This window comes from Priestia megaterium NBRC 15308 = ATCC 14581, from assembly GCF_000832985.1.
GTDB classification, from domain to species: Bacteria; Bacillota; Bacilli; order Bacillales; family Bacillaceae_H; genus Priestia; species Priestia megaterium.
In genome coordinates this window covers 2,132,501-2,150,000 of the sequence record NZ_CP009920.1, presented here as the reverse complement: position 1 = coordinate 2,150,000, position 17,500 = coordinate 2,132,501, and the positions used below count along the sequence as shown (strand labels likewise).

Annotated in this window: 16 protein-coding genes, 1 tRNA gene, 2 rRNA genes, 1 other RNA gene and 1 other annotated feature (2 of these 21 cut by a window edge); of the genes, 5 read left to right on the top strand and 15 right to left on the bottom strand. The window is 39.6% G+C overall.

What is annotated here, in order from left to right:
* The 7 genes from BG04_RS11585 to tadA form a co-directional block, all read right to left on the bottom strand.
* Positions 1-198, bottom strand: the 5' portion of a protein-coding gene (locus BG04_RS11585; RefSeq protein ID WP_013081328.1) for a pro-sigmaK processing inhibitor BofA family protein. 72 nt of this gene lie to the left of the window's left edge; only the first 198 of its 270 coding nucleotides appear in the window; its start codon is at positions 196-198; its stop codon lies off the left edge, out of view.
* A gap of 116 nt (positions 199-314) precedes the next feature.
* The gene (locus BG04_RS11580; protein ID WP_013054840.1) at positions 315-539 is read right to left on the bottom strand and encodes a YaaL family protein; all 225 of its coding nucleotides are present in this window, start codon (positions 537-539) and stop codon (positions 315-317) included.
* A 14-nt stretch (positions 540-553) separates the two neighbouring features.
* Complete coding sequence (gene recR / locus BG04_RS11575) at positions 554-1,150, bottom strand: recombination mediator RecR (RefSeq protein ID WP_013054839.1); 597 nt, start codon at positions 1,148-1,150, stop codon at positions 554-556.
* 15 nt (positions 1,151-1,165) lie between these two features.
* Entirely contained in the window at positions 1,166-1,486 is a 321-nt protein-coding gene (locus BG04_RS11570) for a YbaB/EbfC family nucleoid-associated protein (protein WP_013081327.1), read from the bottom strand.
* Between the two features lie 19 nt (positions 1,487-1,505).
* The gene (gene dnaX / locus BG04_RS11565; RefSeq protein WP_034648165.1) at positions 1,506-3,197 is read right to left on the bottom strand and encodes a DNA polymerase III subunit gamma/tau; all 1,692 of its coding nucleotides are present in this window, start codon (positions 3,195-3,197) and stop codon (positions 1,506-1,508) included.
* Between the two features lie 130 nt (positions 3,198-3,327).
* Positions 3,328-3,592, bottom strand: an RNA gene (ffs, locus tag BG04_RS29680) — signal recognition particle sRNA large type.
* 102 nt (positions 3,593-3,694) lie between these two features.
* Positions 3,695-4,165, bottom strand: coding sequence for a tRNA adenosine(34) deaminase TadA (gene tadA / locus BG04_RS11560; RefSeq protein ID WP_080743114.1), 471 nt, complete (start codon positions 4,163-4,165; stop codon positions 3,695-3,697).
* 79 nt (positions 4,166-4,244) lie between these two features.
* Between tadA and BG04_RS11555 the strand changes: the two genes are divergently transcribed.
* The 4 genes from BG04_RS11555 (at position 4,245) to BG04_RS11540 (ending at position 7,604) form a co-directional block, all read left to right on the top strand.
* On the top strand, positions 4,245-4,787 hold the full coding sequence (locus BG04_RS11555; RefSeq protein ID WP_016762693.1) for a cysteine hydrolase family protein: 543 nt from the start codon (positions 4,245-4,247) through the stop codon (positions 4,785-4,787).
* A 56-nt stretch (positions 4,788-4,843) separates the two neighbouring features.
* Positions 4,844-6,145 (top strand): glycoside hydrolase family 18 protein, encoded by a 1,302-nt coding sequence (locus BG04_RS11550; protein WP_013081323.1) that lies wholly within the window; start codon positions 4,844-4,846, stop codon positions 6,143-6,145.
* 143 nt (positions 6,146-6,288) lie between these two features.
* The gene (locus BG04_RS11545; RefSeq protein ID WP_013081322.1) at positions 6,289-6,924 is read left to right on the top strand and encodes a deoxynucleoside kinase; all 636 of its coding nucleotides are present in this window, start codon (positions 6,289-6,291) and stop codon (positions 6,922-6,924) included.
* Entirely contained in the window at positions 6,924-7,604 is a 681-nt protein-coding gene (locus tag BG04_RS11540; protein WP_013054832.1) for a deoxynucleoside kinase, read from the top strand. Before BG04_RS11545 ends, BG04_RS11540 begins: the two co-directional genes overlap by 1 nt.
* A 120-nt stretch (positions 7,605-7,724) precedes the next feature.
* Here BG04_RS11540 and BG04_RS11535 read toward each other — a convergent pair.
* From BG04_RS11535 to guaB, 6 genes are all read right to left on the bottom strand, one after another.
* Positions 7,725-7,817 (bottom strand) — tRNA-Ser (locus BG04_RS11535).
* Between the two features lie 111 nt (positions 7,818-7,928).
* Complete coding sequence (serS, locus tag BG04_RS11530) at positions 7,929-9,206, bottom strand: serine--tRNA ligase (RefSeq protein WP_016762690.1); 1,278 nt, start codon at positions 9,204-9,206, stop codon at positions 7,929-7,931.
* A 52-nt stretch (positions 9,207-9,258) separates the two neighbouring features.
* Positions 9,259-9,471, bottom strand: a binding site (T-box leader).
* Positions 9,472-9,528: 57 nt separating this feature from the next.
* Positions 9,529-10,116 (bottom strand): pyridoxal 5'-phosphate synthase glutaminase subunit PdxT, encoded by a 588-nt coding sequence (pdxT, locus tag BG04_RS11525; RefSeq protein WP_016762689.1) that lies wholly within the window; start codon positions 10,114-10,116, stop codon positions 9,529-9,531.
* 21 nt (positions 10,117-10,137) lie between these two features.
* Positions 10,138-11,025, bottom strand: coding sequence for a pyridoxal 5'-phosphate synthase lyase subunit PdxS (pdxS, locus tag BG04_RS11520; RefSeq protein ID WP_013054829.1), 888 nt, complete (start codon positions 11,023-11,025; stop codon positions 10,138-10,140).
* A gap of 189 nt (positions 11,026-11,214) precedes the next feature.
* Complete coding sequence (locus tag BG04_RS11515; protein ID WP_034648171.1) at positions 11,215-12,570, bottom strand: serine hydrolase; 1,356 nt, start codon at positions 12,568-12,570, stop codon at positions 11,215-11,217.
* A gap of 149 nt (positions 12,571-12,719) precedes the next feature.
* Positions 12,720-14,186: an IMP dehydrogenase gene (gene guaB / locus BG04_RS11510; protein ID WP_013081319.1), complete on the bottom strand. Its 1,467-nt coding sequence runs from the start codon at positions 14,184-14,186 to the stop codon at positions 12,720-12,722.
* A gap of 116 nt (positions 14,187-14,302) precedes the next feature.
* On the opposite strand from guaB, the gene BG04_RS11505 reads away from it, so the two are divergent.
* Positions 14,303-15,268, top strand: coding sequence for a YaaC family protein (locus tag BG04_RS11505; RefSeq protein WP_034648173.1), 966 nt, complete (start codon positions 14,303-14,305; stop codon positions 15,266-15,268).
* Positions 15,269-15,293: 25 nt separating this feature from the next.
* On the opposite strand, the gene rrf is transcribed toward BG04_RS11505, so the two are convergent.
* A 5S ribosomal RNA gene (rrf, locus tag BG04_RS11500) occupies positions 15,294-15,409 on the bottom strand.
* 63 nt (positions 15,410-15,472) lie between these two features.
* Positions 15,473-17,500: ribosomal RNA gene (locus tag BG04_RS11495) — 23S ribosomal RNA — on the bottom strand (it continues 908 nt past the right edge of the window).

Genomic DNA, 17,500 nt, shown 5'->3' with positions numbered 1-17,500 from the left:
TGTGGGGAAATTAATAGGGATATGAATACCAAACTGTACGCCAAAGATGTTAATAAAGAAAAGCAGCAGAACGCCAATAATAAGCTTGATCGATAAATTTCCAATGACTCGAAGCATTTTTTCAACACCACCTGTTACTAAGAGTAGAATGATTAGCCCTATTAAAAAAGACACAACTACAATGGGATGATTTAGCATGTTGCCTCCTTCTTAAAGCAGATAAGTTATCTTATATGTATGTCCAAGCATTCAAAAAAAGCACTACTTCCCGGAGGGAAATCCTTATTTTATAAAGACAACAAAACAGGATGCCTCTATGACATCCTGTTAATTGAAATATTTCGATGCTTGGCTTCTTTTAATAGAAAAAGATACTTCATTTTGGCTAATCGAATATCTACCATTACCTCTTCTGAAGGATCTACACTTCTTTCTACCATTGAAGTTTTGTGACTCCATTCCTGCTTTACTTGCATAAAAGTCTTCACAAATTCATCATCGTACTCTTTGCGTAACCAACCTTTTCTTTTAAAAAACATATGCAAGTACCTCGTTATACTTCTCTTCTACCTTCTAGTGCTTTAGATAATGTTACTTCATCTGCGTACTCAAGATCTCCTCCAACGGGTAACCCATGAGCAATTCTAGTAATTTTAATTCCTGTCGGCTTTAAGAGCCTAGAGATATACATAGCCGTAGCTTCGCCCTCTATATTCGGGTTAGTGGCTAAAATCACTTCTTGAATCTCATCATCTTGAAGTCTTTTTAATAACTCTGGTACTTTGATATCTTCAGGCCCTATTCCTTCCATAGGTGAAATTGCGCCATGCAGGACATGATACAAGCCGTTATATTCTTTCATTTTCTCCATTGCAATGACATCCTTAGGGTCTTGCACGACACATACCACATTTCGCTCTCTGCGCTGATCTTGACAAATGTAACAAGGATCTTGATCTGTGATATGTCCGCAAACTGAACAATAGGTTAAATTTCGCTTCGCATTGACTAATGCTTTTGCAAAATCTAATACTGTATCTTCTTTCATAGATAAAACAAAGAACGCTAAGCGAACAGCTGTTTTTGGACCAATGCCGGGTAACTTCATAAAACTATCTATAAGCTTTGATATTGGTTCTGGATAATGCACGTGGCAACCACCTTATTAAAGTCCTGGAATATTTAAACCTTTTGTAAATTGACCCATTGTGTTATTTGTTAAATCGTCCATTTGTTTTAATGCGTCATTTGTTGCTGCTAGTACTAAATCTTGTAGCATTTCAATATCTTCAGGATCTACTACATCCTCTTTAATATTTACATCAATTACTTGTTTCTGACCGTTAACTACAACTGTTACCATTCCGCCGCCAGCTGTACCTTCAACAGTTTTTTCAGCTAACTCTTCCTGCGCTTTTTGCATATCTTTTTGCATTTTTTGCATTTGTTTCATCATTTTTTGCATATTGCCCATGCCTTTCATCATATGAACATTCCTCCTAAATTTACTCTTGAATTTCGATTAAGTCTTCTCCAAATAGCTTTTTCGCTTCTGCAACCACAGGGTCTTCCTCCTGTGGTTGACCGGATGACCCATCACTTTGCTGCTGTCCTTGAAGAAACTCTTCTCTTACTTTATCCCATTCGCTTTCTGGAATTGCAACCATTTCACGCTTGCTGCCAATTAAAGTATATAAGATATTCTCTAAATTATCACGTACATTGTTGTTATTTTCAGAAGCCATTTTGCAATGAATTTCATATTTGAATTTAAGTATAAATGATTGATCTGAAGACGCAACCGGTTCACTGTTAGATAACAACGCTGCATGTGAAGCTTTATTTTGTTGTTTCAATGTGTCCAACACCTGCGCCCAAGATCGCTTAATTGTTTCTAAATTCTGCCGAGTGGCATTTTTTAGAACTTCATTTACCTTCCCAACAGGCGTCTTGTACTGACTTCTGGACTGTCTTGTCTGTTTTTTCTCTGTTTGCACTGCCTGAGCTGTATGATCAACTTGAATGCCTTTTTCTTTTAACTGCTGCAGTTCTGCTTCCATTTGATTCATTTTTTGCAAAATGTCTTGATAGGGAAGAGCACTCTCTTGATTTGTAGAACTTTGAGCTAATTTTACTAAAGCTACTTCAAGTAGCACTCGAGGATGATTACTCCATTTCATCTCTTGCTGAGTTTGGTTCAATTCAGCAATGACTTTATAAATAAAAGCACTATCCATTTTTGAACTGAGTTCTTTAAACTCTTCGTTAACCGCTGCTTTTTCAAGTAAATATGCATTTTCTTCAGAAGCTTGATAAAGCAGAACATCACGATAATAGAAGATGAGGTCCTCTACAAACCTCGCTGGATCTTTTCCGTTTTTAATCAAACTTTCAACAGAGTCTAGCGCTTCTACGATGTTTTTATTAAAGATAGCTTGGACGATCTTCACAATAAAAGACTGTGATACTGCTCCTGTTATGGATAGAACATCCTCCAAGCTCACCTTATCCGTACTATACGAGATAGATTGGTCTAAAAGACTAAGTGCATCACGCATGCCGCCTTCTGAAGCTTTCGCAATTTCGTAAAGAGCATCCTCGCTTACTTCTAGCTCTTCAGAACCTAATACTTCCTTCATTCGATATACGATATCTTCTGGCGAAATGCGTTTGAAATCAAAGCGCTGACATCTAGAGATAATCGTTAATGGAATTTTATGCGGCTCTGTTGTAGCTAAAATAAAGATAACATGTGCAGGAGGTTCTTCTAACGTTTTTAACAAAGCGTTAAAAGCTCCAATTGAAAGCATATGAACCTCATCAATAATATACACTTTGTATCGAACAGCACTAGGTGCATATTTTACTTTATCACGGATATCTCGAATTTCATCGACTCCATTATTAGAAGCTGCATCAATTTCAATTACATCAGAAATGGAACCATCAGTAATTCCCCGACAAGTTGCACATTCATTACAGGGTTCAGCAATGGGTGCTTTTTCACAGTTAACGGCTTTCGCTAAAATTTTAGCAGCTGTTGTCTTTCCTGTCCCTCGAGGCCCAGAAAATAAATACGCATGCGAAAATTTCTCTTGGACAAGGGCATTTTGAAGTGTTTTGATAATATGTTGTTGACCGACTACGTCGTTAAAGCTTTGAGGACGGTATACACGGTACAGAGCCTGATATGCCACTACATCCTCTCCTTTTAATATAATTCATTAGTTATCATTATAGCGTATTATGAGGTTTTTTTTCAAAATAGTGAGAGATAAAATAAAAAGCCTACTCCAACAGAGTAGACTAAACTTATGTATATAACTGCCGTGCACCTTCCGTCGATTAGCCACCCCAGGCGTTACTTAAGCAGTTAGCTCGGTTCAGGCGACCCCATGGCACATGAGAGGTTCTGCTTACTGCTGCTTCCTTCCGGACCTGACAGGGTTCACAGATTCCCATTGCATAGGACCCAAACGTCAACACCACTTACTTAAGGCAGGCCCTAAGATGAGCTAACCTCAAGAAGGAATTCGGCCTCGCTAGAGCGGATTGCGAGTACAGGGCACCGCTACCTCCCCGCTTAGCACGGCAAAGTTGAAACCAATAGTTTGGGCATCAAGTTGATGCATTTACAAGTATACGTCTTTTCATTCAAAAATGCAACCGCTATAGAAAACTTACTTTTTTAGCGCTATTTTCCAGACTTTTTTCGTTGACGCAACTCACGAAAAAAGGTCGTTAAGAGGCTCCCGCATTCTTTTTCTAGCATACCTCCTACTACTTCTGCTTGATGATTAAACTTTTCAAACTCTAATAAATTTAACAATGTTCCCGCGCAGCCACCTTTAGGATCATAAGCGCCAAACACAACTCTTTTCACTCTTGATAATACAATAGCACCTGCACACATCGGACATGGTTCTAAGGTGACATATAATGTAGCGTCTTCCAATCTCCATGTTCTTAGTTTCTTACATGCTTCATCAATTGCTAAAAGTTCCGCATGAGCAACTGATCGCTGTTCTGTTTCTCGTAAGTTATAAGCTGAAGCAACCACCTCATCATTTTGAACAATAACTGCTCCAATGGGAACCTCTAATTTATCTTTGGCTTTTAATGCTTCATCAATTGCCAACCTCATATACTTTTCATCATTTAACACTTTTTATCCAACCTTACATATTATATTTTTTCTGAGTCAAACTATTTACTATGTACATCAGGAAAAGGAGAGACCTTGTGTGAAGAACGCTAAAACTGCTTTAATTATTATTGATATGCTAAACGATTTTCAATTTAAAAACGGCAAAATACTTGCTGAAAAATCTTTAACAATTGCTCAAAATATTTCCAAATTAAAACAATATGCCTCGTCTCAACATATCCCTATCATTTATGTCAATGACCACTATAAGCTATGGCAAGCAAACTTAGAAACCATTTTAACACACTGCACAAATGAGATAAGCTCACCCGTTCTACATCACATTTCACCACAAAACGCTGATTACTTTTTAATTAAACCAAAGCATTCTATCTTCTATGGAACAGCTTTAAATATTTTGCTATCACAGCTCGATGTTCATACACTTATTTTAACAGGAATTGCGGGAAATATATGCGTGCTTTTTTCAGCTAACGATGCTTATATGCGTGAGTATAACTTAATTGTACCTGAAGATTGTATTGCTTCAAACGCAGATGAAGACAATACCTTTGCTTTGAGAATGATGCATAATGTATTAAATGCTCATATTTGCAAACATACCGAGTTGATGAATTAAGTAAAAAGCCTTCTCATATGATGGAAGTAAGTCATATGAAATGGAGGCTTTTTATTATGCAAATTTACACTGTTAAAGCAGGTGACAGTATATATAGTATTGCAAAACAGTTCCGCATTGACGCAGGGAAAATTATAAGAGCAAATGAATTACCTAATCCAAATCAACTCGTCATCGGGCAATCTATGGTTATTCCAATCAACGGTACTTACTACACAGTAAAAGCCGGGGACACTATATGGAAGATAGGAAGAAAATTAGGCGTTAGCTATCAGGCTATTGCCAATGCGAACAATGTTTCAGTTACAGCACCCTTAACCCCTGGCCGCCGCATCTTAATTCCTCCTTCCCCCAACAAAAGAAACGGTGAGTTTTTAGGGTATGTTGAAACAAGCAATCGAAAAATCACTCCTCAAACAGAGAAAATGATTAATCAAAATGCAAAATACCTTACTTATCTCGGGCCGGCGAACTTTGAAGTGCAAAAAGACGGTTCTCTAAAGGCGCCTCCACTTAACAATTTAGGTTCTATTGCTAAAGAAAATGACGTCATTTTCTTAATGGTATTGGCTAATATTGAAAACGGCGCATTCAGTGACGAAGTCGGCCGAGCAATTTTAACTAATAAAGACGTTCAAGATACGCTTTTAAATAATATTGTAAAAACAGCGAAAGAACAAAATTTCAGAGACATTCACTTTGACTTCGAATTTTTGCGTCCGGCAGATAAAGAAGCCTATATTGCATTTTTACAGAAAGCAAAAAAGCGTCTTCAAGATGAGCAACTTCTTATGTCTGTCGCTTTAGCTCCGAAAACAAGTCGAGATCAAAAAGGCAAATGGTATGAAGCACATGATTATAAAGCCATTGGAGAGATTGCTAACTTCGTTGTTCCGATGACATACGAATGGGGATATAGCGGTGGGCCTCCTATGGCCGTCTCTCCTATTGGTCCCGTACGTGATGTTTTAGAATATGCAGTATCTGAAATACCTAGTTCAAAAATTATCATGGGTCAAAACCTATACGGTTACGATTGGACACTTCCTTACAAACCAGGAGGAGAATATGCCAAGGCCATTAGTCCTCAACGAGCTATTGAGTTGGCAGCTCGCTATAAAGTAGCGATTCAATACGACAATAAAGCACAAGCTCCTTTCTTCCGGTATAAAGATGAACAGCAGCGCACCCACGAAGTATGGTTTGAAGACGCTAGGTCTATTCAGGCCAAGTTTGATTTAATCAAAGAATTAAAACTTAGAGGAATGGCCTACTGGAAACTAGGCTTAGATTTCCCGCAAAACTGGCTCTTGATTGAAGACAACTTCAAAATTACAAAAAGAGTGACACAACCATAAATAGGGAAAGCTTACTGTGAACAGTAGGCTTTTTGTTATTCTTCTTACTGAAAGAAATTTCTTTTCCCCTTATTCTCCTTCTCTATGTTAAAATATTTTTTGTCTGTTTTTTTTGAACGAGTGGTCATGAAGGAGGCAAATGAATGCAAGGCACACCTTTTATTTCAGTAGAAGGACCCATCGGTGTCGGAAAAACCTCTCTAGCTAAAGAGATTGCACAAGCATTTCAATTCGAAATTTTAAAAGAAATCGTAGATGAAAATCCATTTCTCGGGAAATTTTATGAAAATATCAACGAGTGGAGTTTTCAAACCGAAATGTTTTTTCTATGTAATCGATATAAGCAGTTGGAGGATATTCAAAAAGGGTTCTTATCTTATAAAAAACCTGTTGTAGCAGATTATCATATTATGAAAAACATGATTTTTGCTGAGCAAACGTTAAAAGATGAACAGTATAAAAAATATGTACAAATCTTCCACATCTTAACGGCTGATATGCCAGCTCCGAACATTATTATTTATTTAAATGCCAGTTTAGATACCTTGTTAAAGCGGATTAAAATGCGCGGAAGAGAAATTGAACGAAACATCGATCCTCACTACCTTGCGAGGCTAAGTGATGATTATGAAAAGGCTATGTCGGCGTTTGAACAAAATAATCCTGATGTAACCATTTTACGTTATGACGGTGATGAAATAGATTTTGTACAAAATAAACAACACTTAAATAGAATCTTATCAGAGGTTCAAGAAAGTATGTTAAAAAGGAGTATGTAATGGTAAACTTACGATCGAAATACAACATTCCTAATGATGCTGTGTTGACGATAGCGGGTACAGTTGGAGTTGGGAAATCTACAATGACTCAATCATTGGCTGATGCTCTCCAATTTCGCACATCGTTTGAAAAAGTAGATTCCAACCCTTACCTGGACAAATTTTATGGAGATTTTGAACGTTGGAGCTTCCACCTACAGGTATATTTTCTAGCGGAACGCTTTAAAGAACAAAAGAAAATTTTCGAGTATGGCGGCGGCTTCATCCAAGACAGATCCATTTACGAAGATACCGGTATCTTTGCTAAGATGCATTTTGAAAAAGGAACGATGTCTAAAGTAGACTATGAAACATATACAAGCTTGTTCGATGCAATGGTTATGACTCCGTATTTTCCTCATCCGGATCTGCTCATTTATTTGGAAGGCAGCTTCGAAGATATTGTAGATCGCATTCAAGAAAGAGGGCGACCAATGGAACAGCAAACGCCTCTTGATTATTGGAAAGAGATGCACGCCCGATACGAAGACTGGATTAATAACTTTACGGCTTGCCCTATTCTTCGTTTAGATATTAGAGAATACGACCTTATCAAGGATCCGGATTCAATTGAATCAATTGTTGAAAAAGTGGCTCGCTTTTTACAACATAATGAAAAGCTAAAACGTCGTCATCTATAAAAAAATGCCGCTTTAATAGATAAAGCGGCATTTTTAACAAATAAAAAACCGTTACTTATAAGTAACGGTTTTCCAATCTCCAATTTATCGCGCTATGTTAATTGCATTATAAGTCAAATATGGCGGAGGAAGAGGGATTCGAACCCCCGCGGGCTTTAACACCCCTGTCGGTTTTCAAGACCGATCCCTTCAGCCGGACTTGGGTATTCCTCCGTATCGACAAGTATTAATTTATCATATACAAATAATGAAGTCAACCCTTTTATTGATTTTTTTAAAAAAGATGTTCATTAAGAATTAATTCTTAATGAACATCTTCTACTTTTATTTAGAGATAAATTCTTTATTTCCCATATATGGACGCAGCACTTCTGGAATTTGAATTGATCCATCTTCCTGCTGGTAGTTTTCTAAAATTGCAGCTACCGTACGGCCAATTGCTAAGCCAGAACCGTTTAGTGTATGAACATGTTCTGGTTTTGCTTTTGTATCACGGCGGAAGCGAATATTAGCACGACGAGCTTGGAAGCTTTCAAAGTTTGAACAAGAAGAAATTTCACGATACGTTTCATAACTTGGAATCCAAACTTCAATATCATACTTTTTGGCTGCTGTGAAACCTAAGTCAGCTGTACACATGCTTAGAACTCGGTAAGGTAAACCTAATAGTTGAAGAACCTTTTCAGCATGGCCCGTTAATTTTTCTAATTCATCATAAGAATCTTCTGGCTTAACAAAGCGAACGAGTTCTACTTTATTAAACTGATGCTGACGAATAAGACCACGTGTATCTCTTCCTGCAGAGCCTGCTTCAGAGCGGAAGCAAGCACTATACGCTGTATAAGCAATTGGAAGCTGATCTCCGCTTAAAATTTCATCACGATGTAAATTTGTAACTGGTACTTCAGCTGTAGGAATTAAGAAATAATCTTCTTCTTTAATCTTGAATGCATCTTCTTCAAATTTAGGAAGCTGCCCTGTTCCTGTCATGCTTGTGCGATTCACCATATATGGAGGAAGGATTTCTTCATAACCATGCTCATCCATATGTAAATCCATCATAAAGTTAATAAGAGCGCGTTCTAATCTTGCACCTAACCCTTTATAAAAGACAAAGCGGCTTCCCGTTACTTTCGAAGCTCTTTCAAAATCTAAAATATTTAAATCTGTTCCTAAATCCCAATGCGGTTTTGGTTCAAAATCAAATTGTTTAATTTCTCCCCATTTGCGAACTTCTACGTTATCATCTTCAGTTTCACCTACAGGCGTACTTTCATGTGGAACGTTAGGAATTGAAAGCAGCAATAGTTCTAATTCTTCTTCAACGCTGCGAAGCTCTTCATCCAATTGCTTTACGCGATCTCCTACTTCACGCATTTCAACGATTAAATGATCAGCATCTTGTTTTTCACGCTTCAATTGTGCAATTTGCTGTGATACTTCATTTCGCTTGCTTTTTAACTCTTCTGTTTGAGCAATTAGCTCACGGCGTTTTGCATCTAAATCTTCAAAGCGACCTAAGTCCGTTAAGTCCTCACCACGAAACTTGAGCTTTTCTTTTACTTCATTAAAATTAGCACGTAAAAATTTTAAATCTAACATACTTAGTACCTCCTTTAGTATAAAAGGGCAAAATAAAAACTCTCATCCCCATGAAAGGGACGAGAGTTTACCCGCGTTGCCACCCTAATTGAAAGCTAAAATAAGCCTTCCTCTTAAACCAGATAACGGATGAACCGAAACTGCCTACTACTTTTTCGACAGCTTGCTCCAGGACGGATTCATAAGAATTGATTATCGATTCACACCAGCCATCGACTCTCTTGAAATCAAAAATCTTATTACTATTTCCTATCAACGCTTTATACCAATATCATTTTTATTAATCATAATGTACTACAAGTCTTTACAAGATGCAATTCATTTATACAGGTTTTTTTGAAGCTTCTTCAACCATTGCTACAAAATACTGCGCCATGCGGGCATCATCTGTCAATTCTGGATGAAACGAACATCCCAAGAATTGACCTTGTCTTGCCGCAACGATTCGGTCGTTATGCATAGCTAAGACTTCAACGTTTTCTCCTACTTCTACAATATGCGGAGCACGGATAAATACGCCTATAAAACCTTCACCGATATCTTTAATATTTAAGGCAGCTTCAAAGCTATCCCGTTGACGCCCAAACGAGTTTCGAGCTACCGTAATATCCATAACACCTAAATGGGGCTCTTCACGGTCAACGACTTGTCCTGCGAGTAAAATTAAACCCGCACACGTACCAAATACCGGTTTACCTGCTTGTGCAAACTGGCGAAGAGGTTCCATAAAGTCATATTTGTCAATCAGACGACGCATCGCTGTGCTTTCCCCGCCCGGTAGGATTAAACCATCTATTTCGTTTAGCTGTTCAACTTTTTTTATGATAATGGCTTCAGCGCCTGCTGCTTCTAATGCTTGTGCATGCTCGCGAAAGGCACCTTGTAATCCTAACACGCCTACTTTTACCATTTTGTCAAAACTCCCTTTAAATTACCATCCACGCTCTTGCATGCGGTTTTCTGGTAATAATGATGAAATTTCAATCCCTTTCATTGCACTTCCTAACCCTTTTGATAAGTTTGCAATCAGTTCATAGTCTTGATAATGTGTTGTTGCTTCCACGATTGCACGTGCAAACTTTTCAGGGTTGTCTGATTTAAAGATTCCTGATCCAACGAACACGCCGTCTGCTCCAAGCTGCATCATTAACGCTGCATCTGCTGGTGTTGCTACACCGCCTGCTGCAAAGTTTACAACTGGTAAACGACCTTCACGTTTAATTTGCAGTAATAACTCATAAGGTGCGCCTAATAGTTTTGCTTCTGTCATTAACTCATCTTCGTCCATGCCCACAACTTTACGTACTTGAGCGTTTACTTGACGCATATGACGTACTGCTTCCACGATGTTCCCTGTCCCTGGTTCGCCCTTTGTACGAAGCATTGCAGCTCCTTCAGCAATACGACGAGATGCTTCGCCAAGATCACGGCAACCGCACACAAATGGAACCGTAAATGTATTTTTATTTAAATGAAACTCCTCATCAGCTGGAGTCAACACTTCACTTTCATCGATGTAGTCTACACCCATCGCTTCTAGCACGCGTGCTTCAACAATATGGCCAATACGAGCTTTTGCCATAACTGGAATGGACACAGCATTCATCACTTCTTCAACAATTGTTGGGTCTGCCATACGAGACACGCCGCCTGCTGCACGGATATCAGCTGGAACACGCTCTAATGCCATAACGGCAACAGCGCCTGCTGCTTCTGCAATTTTTGCTTGCTCTGCATTGATCACGTCCATGATAACGCCACCTTTTTGCATTTCCGCCATTCCCCGTTTTACACGATCAGTACCTGTAATGTTATTCATGTTTGTCTTCCTCCTGTATCAAGTGTTTCACAATAATTTTTAGTGTATATACAAAATTCAAAACTTAGTGTCTATTTTACCCCATTTTTCGGAAAATTCCTATCTAATTTATAGATTATATACAAACAAATCTAAAATAAAAAAAAGAGATACTCTCTTGTAGTATCTCTTCTTTCTCTTGAGTTATCATTAAAACCAGTTATTCACTGTATTTGCAGCATTCATCCAAATATCGCTGAAGAAGTTGCCAATACTGCGGATAGCGAGAGAGAACCATCCAGCTTTTTCAACAGATTCGTTTGTCATAACCGGCGTCATGCTATCTGTAGTTTGACCTCCTACATAGCCTAAATCTTTAAGATTGCTGTTTGTTGCACTCACATAAGCAACTGTTTCTCCTTTTTTAATAGGAGCAACAACTTTTTGATCGTTCATAACTTTATCGTTTAACTTAAAGTTGATTTTAGTATGATCTTTTTGACCTTTTTTGGTAATAATTTTTACCGAATTCTTTGGAGAAACGGAAGCTTCTTTTGATTTTCCTTTAGCAACATCAATTGTTTCATGCCCTTTAATCTCGCCGTTAGCAGGCACTACTTCTTTTAACTGAAAATGACTAAAAGCATAATCCAATATCTTTTTTGTTTGGGAAAAACGAGCAGCTTCCGTAGACTTGCCGTTTTCCTTAGCATTCATTACAACTGTTATGTATCTTACCCCGTTACGCTCTGCAGTCCCAGTGAAACATTGACCTGCAAAATCTGTATGGCCAGTTTTTAAACCGTCTACGCCGCTGTAGGCAGCTGAAAAACCTGGGAGCATCTTATTCCAATTGTTCATTTTTGTTTCGCCTTGTTGCCCTTGTCTAAACATCTTAGAAGGAGTTTTAGCTACTTCCAAAGATTCTGGATAATCATGAATTAAGTGATAAGCAAGGGTAGCAACTGCCCGAGCCGATAGAAGGTTCTCATCTTCTTTCTTCGTTCCTTTTGGATACATTCCTTTTAACAGAGAATTAGAAAGACCTGTAGAATTGACAAATTTTGATTCACCCATATTTAATCTTTTTGCCGTTTCGTTCATTAACTTAATAAAGTTTTCTTCAGAATCACTGACAGCTTCAGCTAAAGCAATTGCAGCTCCATTAGCTGAGTAAATAGCCATGGCATCATATAATTCTTTCACCGTGTATTTTTGGTTTTCAATTAACGGTACATTCGATAATCCATAATCCTGAGAAATTTTAGCTGCATATTTACTAACTGGCACACGTTGATCCCAAGATAATTTCTTATCTTTTATGGATTCTAATACTAGGTATTCCGTCATCATTTTTGTCATGCTTGCAATACCTAATAAAGCATCCGCATTTTTCCCGTATAATACTTTCCCCGTACTTGCCTCTACTAAGATCGCTGCATCTGCTTCAACGCCAATATCATCTGTTTTAGGAGCAGCTGATGCTTGTGTAGAGACAAAAAATACGCTGGCCATTAACATAACAGCAATGACACAAATTAATTGTTTCTGTACTGCGTTTCTCACTCTATACCCTCCAAACGTAAACTCACATAAATGTAATTTTATCATATTAAAATTTAAAAAAATAGATAAAGAAGTACTGTTACATTCATGATCCATGACTTAAAAAACACGTTTCCCTAATAGGGAAACGTGTTTTTTAGCATTCATGATTATCTCATAGAATAGTTAGGAGATTCTTTTGTGATTTGTACATCATGTGGGTGGCTTTCTCTTAAACCTGCTCCAGTCATACGAATGAATTGTGCCTGTTCACGTAACGCTTCTAAGTTAGCTGAACCACAGTAACCCATTCCTGCGCGTAAACCGCCAATCATTTGATATAAAGTATCTGCTACAGGTCCTTTGTAAGGCAAACGTCCTTCGATACCTTCTGGGACTAATTTTTTATTATCTTCTTGGAAGTATCGATCTTTACTTCCTTTTTCCATAGCTCCTACAGAGCCCATTCCACGGTACACTTTAAAGCGTCTACCCTGGTAGATTTCTGTTTCTCCAGGACTTTCTGTCGTCCCTGCTAGAAGGCTTCCTAGCATTACTGTATGTCCACCAGCCGCAAGTGCTTTTACAATATCTCCAGAGTATTTAATACCGCCATCTGCGATAATAGCTACACCGTGCTTACGAGCTTCAGTTGCACAGTCATATACTGCTGTAATTTGTGGAACGCCTACACCAGCTACAACACGAGTTGTACAAATTGAACCAGGTCCAATTCCTACTTTTACTACGTTTGCTCCTGCTTCAATTAATGCTTTTGTACCTTCAGCAGTTGCTACGTTACCAGCAATAATATTTAACTCTGGATATGCCTCGCGAATGCTGCTTACCGTATCTAAAACGCCTTGTGAATGTCCATGCGCTGTATCAATAACGATAACATCAACGCCAGCTTGTACTAATTTTTCGATACGAACGTTTGAATCAGCTGTTACGCCAACAGCTGCTCCAACTAATAATCGACCTTGTTGATCTTTAGCTGCATTTGGAAACTCAATTACTTTTTCAATGTCTTTAATTGTGATAAGGCCTTTTAATACGCCATTGTCATCTACAAGAGGTAACTTTTCAATTTTGTATTGCTGTAGAATTTTCTCTGCTTCTTCTAAAGTCGTTCCTACTGGGGCAGTAACCAATTCTTCTTTTGTCATTACATCAGCAATTTGCATTGAATAATCTTGGATAAAACGCAAGTCGCGGTTTGTAAGGATTCCAACTAGTTTTTGTTCTTCTTCGTTGTTGACAATCGGCACACCTGAGATACGATATTTGCCCATTAAATGTTCAGCAGCAAATACTTGGTTTTCAGGAGTTAAAAAGAAAGGATCCGTGATAACACCACTTTCAGAACGTTTTACTTTATCAACTTGTTCTGCTTGCTGTTCAATCGACATGTTTTTGTGAATGATACCTAAACCACCTTGTCTAGCCATCGCAATAGCCATTTCAGCTTCTGTAACTGTATCCATTCCTGCACTGATGAACGGCACCTTTAATTTTAATGTTTTTGTTAGTTCAACACTCATATCAACGTCTTTAGGTAGTACCTCAGATTTTGCTGGCACCAGTAAAACGTCATCAAATGTTAAGCCTTCTTTAGAAAATTTGCTTTCCCACATTATAGAATCCTCCTTTAAACGACAGAATATTATTAGTAGATTAACAAGCAGATATGTACCTGTCAATAACTTCACTAGATATCAGATAATTCTAATAAAAAGAAAAGGTGATTTAATTGCATAAATTTAATGATGTTTGGACGTCCTACAATTTATTTTTCTCCGTTCCTTTTGTACAAGACTTTTTAAAAAAGCGCTATCAAAAATTGAATTATAGCGATGCAGAGCAACATAGCTTTAAAAACAGTTACCCCTTTATTTATTATCTGGAACACAGTAAAAATTATTATCAAGTTGCGGCACAATCTCCTGTATCAGTTCAACCAGTTTTATTATTTTATGGAATGTCACAGCTGTTAAAAGCCTGTTTGTTAACGCAAAACCCAGTATATCCAGAAAATACAGCGGTGTTAGCACATGGAGTATCAACACGAAAAAGAAAAAAACAAAGTTATGATTTTTTAGATGATGAAGTTAAGATCCAAAAAAGCGGTTTGTTTTCACAAGTAGGAGAAGAATTGTTTCATGTGAAACAACTGGAAGGTAGTAAATATACAATGAATTATCTGTTGTCGTGCGTACCGGAATTAGATACATTATTTTTAAATTTAGGAACTGGATCATTTTCCCATTTAACAACTATTGGGTCGCTTCCAGCTACCTCTTTGTCTATTCCTGAACAAGTTACACGGTGTTATCATATGAATCACGAAAGGCTCTACTCTTTTTTAAAAGAGCGTTCCCACCTATCATTGTCTCTGTCAGAAGATCAGGTATGTATTCTTGATCCTTCAAGCTGTTTATATAATTGTTCACCTTTTATGTACAATTTCCAAAATAACACGCTGCATGCACCTTTGGAAAAAGATAGCTGCTTATATTTCCCTGAGATGTTGGCACATTACTTATTACTTTATAATTTAAGTATGATTTCACGTTATGAAACAGAGTGGTGGTATGAATTATTGCATACATACTCTTCGAAAGATTACCCATTTATCTTGAGGTTCCTTGAAGTTACGGCTCAAAAGATTCCTTACTTAATTTCTTGTTACTTAAATGAACATACAAAAAAAGACTAGCTAAAATAGCTAGTCTTTTTCAAGTGCCTGGCAACGTCCTACTCTCACAGGGACAAAGTCCCAACTACCATTGGCGCTAAAGAGCTTAACTTCCGTGTTCGGTATGGGAACGGGTGTGACCTCTTCGCTATCGCCACCAGACAAGAGATTGCTCTCTCAAAACTAGGTAACAGTTTGCTGAGTAAAGCTTACGCTTTTAAAAGTTTGGTTAAGTCCTCGATCGATTAGTATCAGTCAGCTACACATGTCGCCACGCTTCCACCTCTGACCTATCAACCTGATCATCTTTCAGGGATCTTACTAGCTTGCGCTATGGGAAATCTCATCTTGAGGGGGGCTTCATGCTTAGATGCTTTCAGCACTTATCCCGTCCACACATAGCTACCCAGCGATGCCTTTGGCAAGACAACTGGTACACCAGCGGTGTGTCCATCCCGGTCCTCTCGTACTAAGGACAGCTCCTCTCAAATTTCCTACGCCCACGACGGATAGGGACCGAACTGTCTCACGACGTTCTGAACCCAGCTCGCGTACCGCTTTAATGGGCGAACAGCCCAACCCTTGGGACCGACTACAGCCCCAGGATGCGATGAGCCGACATCGAGGTGCCAAACCTCCCCGTCGATGTGGACTCTTGGGGGAGATAAGCCTGTTATCCCCGGGGTAGCTTTTATCCGTTGAGCGATGGCCCTTCCATGCGGAACCACCGGATCACTAAGCCCGACTTTCGTCCCTGCTCGACTTGTAGGTCTCGCAGTCAAGCTCCCTTGTGCCTTTACACTCTACGAATGATTTCCAACCATTCTGAGGGAACCTTTGGGCGCCTCCGTTACATTTTAGGAGGCGACCGCCCCAGTCAAACTGCCCACCTGACACTGTCTCCCGGCCCGATCAGGGCCGCGGGTTAGAATTTCAATACAGCCAGGGTAGTATCCCACCGACGCCTCCACCGAAGCTAGCGCTCCGGCTTCTCAGGCTCCTACCTATCCTGTACAAGCTGTACCAAAATTCAATATCAGGCTACAGTAAAGCTCCACGGGGTCTTTCCGTCCTGTCGCGGGTAACCTGCATCTTCACAGGTACTATAATTTCACCGAGTCTCTCGTTGAGACAGTGCCCAGATCGTTACGCCTTTCGTGCGGGTCGGAACTTACCCGACAAGGAATTTCGCTACCTTAGGACCGTTATAGTTACGGCCGCCGTTTACTGGGGCTTCGATTCAGAGCTTCTCCCAAAGGATAACCCCTCCTCTTAACCTTCCAGCACCGGGCAGGCGTCAGCCCCTATACTTCGCCTTGCGGCTTCGCAGAGACCTGTGTTTTTGCTAAACAGTCGCCTGGGCCTATTCACTGCGGCTCTCTCGGGCTATACACCCTACCAGAGCACCCCTTCTCCCGAAGTTACGGGGTCATTTTGCCGAGTTCCTTAACGAGAGTTCTCTCGATCACCTTAGGATTCTCTCCTCGCCTACCTGTGTCGGTTTGCGGTACGGGCACCTCCCGCCTCGCTAGAGGCTTTTCTTGGCAGTGTGGAATCAGGAACTTCGGTACTATAATTCCCTCGTCATCACAGCTCAGCCTTCATGATGAGCGGATTTGCCTACTCATCAGCCTAACTGCTTGAACGCGCATATCCAGCAGCGCGCTTACCCTATCCTACTGCGTCCCCCCATTACTCAAACGGCGGGGAGGTGGTACAGGAATATCAACCTGTTGGCCATCGCCTACGCTTTTCAGCCTCGGCTTAGGTCCCGACTAACCCTGAGCGGACGAGCCTTCCTCAGGAAACCTTAGGCATTCGGTGGACAAGATTCTCACTTGTCTTTCGCTACTCATACCGGCATTCTCACTTCTAAGCGCTCCACCAGTCCTTACGGTCTGACTTCACAGCACTTAGAACGCTCTCCTACCACTGACATCAAAGATGTCAATCCACAGCTTCGGTGATACGTTTAGCCCCGGTACATTTTCGGCGCAGAGTCACTCGACCAGTGAGCTATTACGCACTCTTTAAATGGTGGCTGCTTCTAAGCCAACATCCTGGTTGTCTAAGCAACTCCACATCCTTTTCCACTTAACGTATACTTGGGGACCTTAGCTGGTGGTCTGGGCTGTTTCCCTTTTGACTACGGATCTTATCACTCGCAGTCTGACTCCCATGGATAAGTCTTTGGCATTCGGAGTTTGACTGAATTCGGTAACCCGTTGGGGGCCCCTAGTCCAATCAGTGCTC